The organism is Mesorhizobium sp. M7A.F.Ca.CA.002.15.2.1, assembly GCF_003998715.1.
GTDB classification, from domain to species: Bacteria; Pseudomonadota; Alphaproteobacteria; order Rhizobiales; family Rhizobiaceae; genus Mesorhizobium; species Mesorhizobium ciceri.
The window spans coordinates 1-6,133 of sequence record NZ_RZPI01000317.1 but is presented as its reverse complement, the minus strand read 5'-3'; the positions used below and the strand labels follow the sequence as shown (position 1 = coordinate 6,133).

Below are 6,133 nucleotides of genomic sequence, written 5' to 3'. Positions count from 1 at the left end.
TGGAAAGATTGCCCCGGTGCCGGCGGGCATAAACCCGCCGGTCAAATTATCTGAGTCGAATTTGAGGCCGTCGCTCAGGCCGACTTGAAGCGCGCCATCAATTCGGCGCGGCCCGGATCGGTCAACGTTGCCGCCGCGCCGAATTCCAGCGGCGTCAACAGGTCGGCTGCCGGATAGAGGATCGGGTTGTCGAGCACCTCCTTGGGCAGCAGCTTGTTGACGCGCGCATCGGTCGACGGCGCACCATTGGCCAAATGCTCCTTCACCGCCACCTGCGGATTCATCAGGTAGTTGAGCAGCGCGTAACCGGCGGGCTTGTTCGGCGCGTCTTTCGGAATGGCATAGAAATCGGTCCAGATCTCGCCGCCTTCCTTGCCCAGCACATAGGCGATCTCGGGAATGTCGCGATGCAGCTGCGCGCCGTCATTCGTCCAGCACATGGTCATCCACGCGTCGCCGGCGCGCATCCCCGGCTGGTAGTCGGAGGAGACCGCGAACAGATGCGGCTTGACCTTCAGCAGCAGCTCCTCCGCCTTGGCCAGTTCGTCCTGCTTGAGCGAATTGAACGAGTAGCCGTAATATTTCAGCGCATTGCCGATCGTGGTCAGCTGGTAGTCATGCACCATGGTGCGGCTGTCGCCTTCCGCCATGGCGGTGTCCCAGAACTCCTTCCAGCTCGTCATCGGCTTGGTCAGCTTCTTGGTGTTGACGGCAAAGCCGGTGGTGCCCCAGTTCTTCGGCACGGCGTAGATCGTCCCATCGATCGTGCCCTCCGAGGTGAAGCGCGGATCCTCTTGCGAGCCGTCGAAATTCGGCAGCTTCGCCATCTCCAGCGGCTCGATGATGCCGAGCTTCTTGTAGGTCGAGATCGTGTAATTGGTCGGCACGAACAGGCTCCAGCCCGAGGCCCCGGCCTGCAGCTTGGCCAGCATCTCCTCATTGGAGCCGAACACGTTGACCTCGACGGCAACGCCGGTGTCCTTCTTGAAGTTCTCGAAGGTCGCCGGGTCGTGATAGTTCGGCCAGGTGGCGATCGACATGCGGTCGCCAAGGCTTTCGGCGGCAAAGGCTGGTGTCGGCATGATGCCGATCTCGCGCGCCATCACCGCCGTGGCAATGCCAAGGCCGGTGAGGCCGAGGAAGTCGCGGCGGCCGATCGAGCCGCGCTTCAAACGCATCAGCTGGTCGACGAAATTCTCAGGGCTTATCGGCAGTCCGTCACGATATGATTTCGACATGTTTATCTACCCTCTGGTTGGCCCCGTTGTTCTTGGTCTCCGCAAACGCCAGCGGCGTTCCGGAGGCAAAGCCGATGGCGACGGGTTCACCCGGCTTGAAGAGGTTGCCGTGACCGATCAGGTGATCGGCTTTGGCCAGCAGCGTTCCGATGCCCTTGACCTCGATCGCGTATTCCGCCGTCGAGCCCAGGAATATCCGGTTGCGGACGATGCCCTTGAATGGGCCGCTTGCCTGGGCGCCGAGACTGAGCGATTCAGGACGCAGGCTGACCGAAACGACCTCGCCCTGCTGCAAAGCGGTCCGTTTGCGCGCCGCAATGACGGTGCCGTCGGCAAGCGCCACCTCCACCAGATCGCCCGAATGCCCGGCGACAGTACCGCTCAAGAGATTGGTCTTGCCGACGAAATCGGCAACAAACAGGTCGGCCGGTTCGTCATAGATCTCGCTCGGCTGCCCGAGCTGGACGATGCGACCGCCATTCATGACGCAGACGAAATCGCTCATCGACAGCGCTTCCTCCTGGTCGTGCGTGACCAGCACGAAGGTGATGCCGATCTCGCGCTGCAGGTTCTGCAGCTCGATCTGCATGTCGGTGCGCAGCTTCTTGTCGAGCGCCGCCAGCGGCTCATCGAGCAAGAGCACCGCCGGCTTGTTGACCAGGGCGCGGGCAAGCGCCACACGCTGCTGCTGGCCGCCCGACAGTTCGTGGATCTTGCGGCGGCCATAGCCGGCGAGCCGCACCATTTCGAGCGCCTCGCCCGCCCTTGAGGCGATCTCGCGCGAAGACAGCCTTGGCCGCGCCTGGCGCAGCCCATAGGCGACATTGTCCTCGACATCGAGATGCGGAAACAGCGCGTATTGCTGGAACACCATGTTGACCGGCCGCCGGTAGGGCGGCGTGCCGGCCATGTCCTGGCCGCGAATGAACACCTGGCCTTCGCTCGGCTGTTCGAAGCCGCCGATCATGCGCAGGCAGGTGGTCTTGCCGCAGCCGGAGGGACCGAGCAGCGCGACAAAGGCGGAGGGCGGGACAGCGAGATCGATGCCGCTGACCGCGGTCACCGCGCCATAGCGCTTGGTGACGCCGCGAAATTCGATGTCGGGCACTGCGGTCAAGGCTGATGGCTCCAGCAACAGGGCAATATCGGAACGCTACCAGAGCCAATGGCGGCTAGTATATACCTCTCAGGTGGTATATCTGATCTATTTTCTCGTTTAAGGGGGTATGCATTGTCCCGCAGCGACGAATACAGCCGGCTCGCCACGCTCGTCGCGACGACGCGGGAGACCAGCGGCGATCTCTTTGGCCAGGCGCTGGTCGAGTGGCTGCGGCAGCACGTTAGATTCGACCACTGCGTGATCTTCGGCTATCGCGGCGCCTCGCGCCCGCCGCTGCTGTTCGAGACCTTCTCGCCCACCGAGAGCCATGTGTTCGTCGCGCTCTATCAGGAAGGGCCGTATCTGCTCGATCCGTTCCATCACGCTGCGGTCGAGCGCAAGGAAGGGTTCTGGCGCATGCGCGAGCTGGCGCCGGACCGTTTCTATGCCAGCGAGTATTTCCGCTCCTATTACAGCCAGACCAGGCTGGCCGAGGAGGTCGGCTTCTTCGTGCCGCTGCCGGGCAAGGATGCGCTGGTGTTGTCGCTGATGCGGCTGCGCGCTTCAGGCCCTTTCGGCACCGCCGATGCCAGATTGCTGCGCGACATGGCTCCCGCGGTGATCAGCTTCATCAGGTTGCGCTGGCCTGCTCTTCCGGCCGACGAAACGGCGGAAGCGAAGCAGGACGAGACGGCCGCTATGGTCAACGAATTCGACCGCGCCCATATCTGGCAGAGCCTGTCGCTGACGCCGCGCGAAAAGCATGTCGTCGACCTGGTGTTGCAGGGGCATTCGACGGAGTCGATCGCCCGCGCCATGCGCATCGTGCCGGGAACCGTGAAAGTCCATCGCCGCAACATCTACCGCAAGCTCAAGATCAAGTCGCAGGCCGGCCTGTTCGCGCGCTTCGTCGAGATCATCGATGCACGGATCCGGTAGGCTCTCTAACCGCCGGCTTCCCACGACCCGGTCTCGGCCATCCGCTTCAGCAACGGCGCCGGCTTGAACACATCCTTGCCCGTCCGTTGATGCCAGTATTCGAGCCGCTCGATGATCCTGGCCGGACCTTCAAGGCCAACCCAGAACATCGGTCCGCCCTTGCCGATGGGAAAGCCGTAGCCATTGACCCAGACGACATCGATGTCGGACGCACGGGCCGCTATGCCTTCCTCCAGGATCTTGGCGCCCTCGTTGATCAGGGGGTAAAGCGTGCGCTCTACGATTTCCTCCGCACTGATCGCACGCGGTGCGATACCCTTCTCGGCGGCCTTGTCGCGGATCAGCGCTTCAACCTCGGGATCCGGCACTGGCGTGCGCGCGCCAGCCTCATAGAGGTAAAAACCCCGGCCGGTCTTCTGGCCGAAACGTCCTTGTTCGCACAGCGTGTCGGCGATCACGGCTTTCTGGCCGCGTGCCTTGCGGTTGCGCCAGCCAATATCGAGACCGGCGAGATCGCCCATTTGGAACGGCCCCATCGGCCAGCCGAAATCGGTGAACACCTGGTCGATCTGGCTGGGCGTTGCGCCTTCCAGAAGAAGCGCTTCCGATTCCGAGCCCCGCGCGGCAAGCATGCGGTTGCCGACGAAGCCGTGGCAGACGCCGACCACGACGGCCACCTTGCCGATCCGCCTCGCCAGGTCGACTGATGTCGCCAGCGCATCGGGCGCGGTCTTCTCGGCGCGCACGATCTCCAAGAGCTTCATGACATTGGCCGGCGAAAAGAAATGCAGGCCGAGCACATCCTGCGGCCGCGAGGTCGAGGCAGCGATTTCGTTGATGTCGAGATAGGAGGTGTTGGTGGCCAGGATCGCGCCGGGCTTCGCCACGGCTTCGAGCTTGCCGAACACTTCCTTCTTGACCGCCATGTCCTCGAACACCGCCTCGACGATCAGGTCGCAATCGGCGAGATCGGCATAGTCGGTGGAGCCCTTGAACTGGGCGAGCCGCTCCCGCTTGGCGTCGTCGCTGAGCGAACCGCGCGTGACGGAAACCGAGTAGTTCCTGTCGATGGTCGCCAAGCCACGCTGCAATGCCTCACGGCTGGTTTCCAGCAAGGTCACGGGATATCCGCCATTGGCGAAGGCCATGGCAATGCCGCCGCCCATCGTACCGGCACCGATGACGCCGACGCGGGCGATCCTGCGCTTGACGACGTCTTTTCCTGGAAGCTTTGTCGCCTCACGTTCGGCGAAGAACAGATGGCGCTGCGCCCGCGATTGGTCGCTGGCGACCAGCTTGACGAACAGCGCACGCTCTGCCGCCAGTGCCGCATCGAACGGCAGCGTGACGGCATTGCGCACCGACTGCGCACAAGCGATCGGCGCCTCGAGGCCGCGCGCTTTCCTGGCAAGATCCGCAGCCCCGGCGTCGAACGCCGCGAGATCAGTCTGCTTGAGACCATCATTGCGATCGCGCACCGGCGTGAAGGGACCACCCTTGCGGGCGATTTCCCCAGCGAAGTTCACGGCATGCGTGGTCAGATCGCCTTCGAAGACGGCATCGACGAGACCGGCGGCGTGCGCCTCGGTCGCGCCGATCGGCGCACCTGAGACGATCATCTTCAACGCCTTCACCGCGCCGACAAGGCGCGGCAGCCGTACCGTGCCACCGCCACCCGGCAGCAGGCCGAGTTTGACTTCCGGCAGGCCGAGCTTGGCGCCGGCATCGGCAACACGGAAATGGCAGCCCAGCGCCAGCTCCAGCCCGCCGCCGAGCGCGGTGCCGTGGATGGCTGCGACCGTCGGCTTGGCGATGGTTTCCAGCGTCGCCACGATGGCGCGCAGTTCGGGCTGCTGCATCGGCTTGCCGAACTCGGTGATGTCGGCGCCGGCGACAAACGTCCGGCCGGCGCATGCAATGACTATGGCGGCAACCGACGCATCGTCGCGCAATTCGACCAGCGCCTGCATCAGCGGTTCGCGGACATGGAAGCTCAGCGCGTTGACCGGCGGATTGTCGATGGTGACGACGGCAACGTCGCCGTCGCGGCTGACCTTCACAAAATCGGACACGCAAACCTCCCAGCATTATTCAGCGGCCGTGGCCACGCGAACGGGATTTACAGCGCCATAACGTCGAAGGGAACCGGATGTCGGCCTGGCACAATGATTACAGGCCTTGAAGGTGTCTGGGACGACGAAGGCGGAGGCTACCGCAGCGCCTTCTGCCCGCCCGCCGCCGTGATCACCCCGACGATGATCAGCCCCGTCAGCAGCAACCGCACCCCGGCGCTCACCCCAAACGTGTTGAGCATGGTCAAAAGCAGCACCAGGAACAAAGCCGCGCCCCAGACGCCGGGGACATTGGCCTTGCCGCCGGCGACCGACGTGCCGCCGATGACGACGACGGCGATCGAGGCCAGCAGATATTCGTTGCCGATGTCGACATTGGCGCCGCGGAAATAGCCGGCGAGCAGCGCGCCGTCGATGCCGCCGAGCGCGCCCGACAGCGTGTAGGTGAGGAAGCGGATGCGGCCGACATTGACACCGGCCAGCCACGCCGCGCGAATGTTCTGGCCGATCGCCAGCACCGAGCGGCCATAGATCATACGCTGCAGCGCGATGGCCGCGCCGACGGTGAACAATACCGTGAGGATCGCCAGCACCGGAATGCCCAGCACCTGCCAGTTGGCAAAATCGGCGAAGCCCGGCGGCGGCTTGATCTGCAGCCCGCGGCCATAGCTGATGTCGATCGACTGGATGATGAAGCTGGCCGATAGCGTGGCGATGATCGGCGGGATGCGCAGCGCCCAGATCAGCAGGTAGTTGGCGGCGCCAATCGCCGCCCCGCAGGCAAG

Annotated in this window: 5 protein-coding genes; 1 reads left to right on the top strand and 4 read right to left on the bottom strand. The window is 64.0% G+C overall.

All coding sequences use genetic code 11. From position 1 onward, the window contains the following. Positions 1-74 precede the first annotated feature (74 nt). Positions 75-1,238 (bottom strand): spermidine/putrescine ABC transporter substrate-binding protein, encoded by a 1,164-nt coding sequence (locus ENZ74_RS18240; RefSeq protein WP_024504752.1) that lies wholly within the window; start codon positions 1,236-1,238, stop codon positions 75-77. Beyond that, a complete protein-coding gene (locus ENZ74_RS18235) occupies positions 1,219-2,355 on the bottom strand; it encodes an ABC transporter ATP-binding protein (RefSeq protein ID WP_013528932.1) in 1,137 nt (378 codons plus the stop codon). Before ENZ74_RS18235 ends, ENZ74_RS18240 begins: the two co-directional genes overlap by 20 nt. 114 nt (positions 2,356-2,469) lie before the next feature. Between ENZ74_RS18235 and ENZ74_RS18230 the strand changes: the two genes are divergently transcribed. After that, positions 2,470-3,276: a LuxR C-terminal-related transcriptional regulator gene (locus ENZ74_RS18230; RefSeq protein WP_024504754.1), complete on the top strand. Its 807-nt coding sequence runs from the start codon at positions 2,470-2,472 to the stop codon at positions 3,274-3,276. 5 nt (positions 3,277-3,281) lie between these two features. On the opposite strand, the gene ENZ74_RS18225 is transcribed toward ENZ74_RS18230, so the two are convergent. Both ENZ74_RS18225 and ENZ74_RS18220 read right to left on the bottom strand, forming a co-directional pair. Further along, a complete protein-coding gene (locus ENZ74_RS18225) occupies positions 3,282-5,348 on the bottom strand; it encodes a 3-hydroxyacyl-CoA dehydrogenase NAD-binding domain-containing protein (protein WP_063169503.1) in 2,067 nt (688 codons plus the stop codon). A 137-nt stretch (positions 5,349-5,485) separates the two neighbouring features. Next, positions 5,486-6,133, bottom strand: a 648-nt coding sequence (locus tag ENZ74_RS18220) for an ABC transporter permease (RefSeq protein WP_164761078.1), incomplete at its 5' end; no start/stop codon positions are given.

What these genes read in the sequence shown, in the direction of transcription:
- ENZ74_RS18240 (WP_024504752.1), bottom strand. Translation starts at nt 1,238, where the DNA reads ATGTCGAAATCATATCGTGACGGACTGCCGATAAGCCCTGAGAATTTC.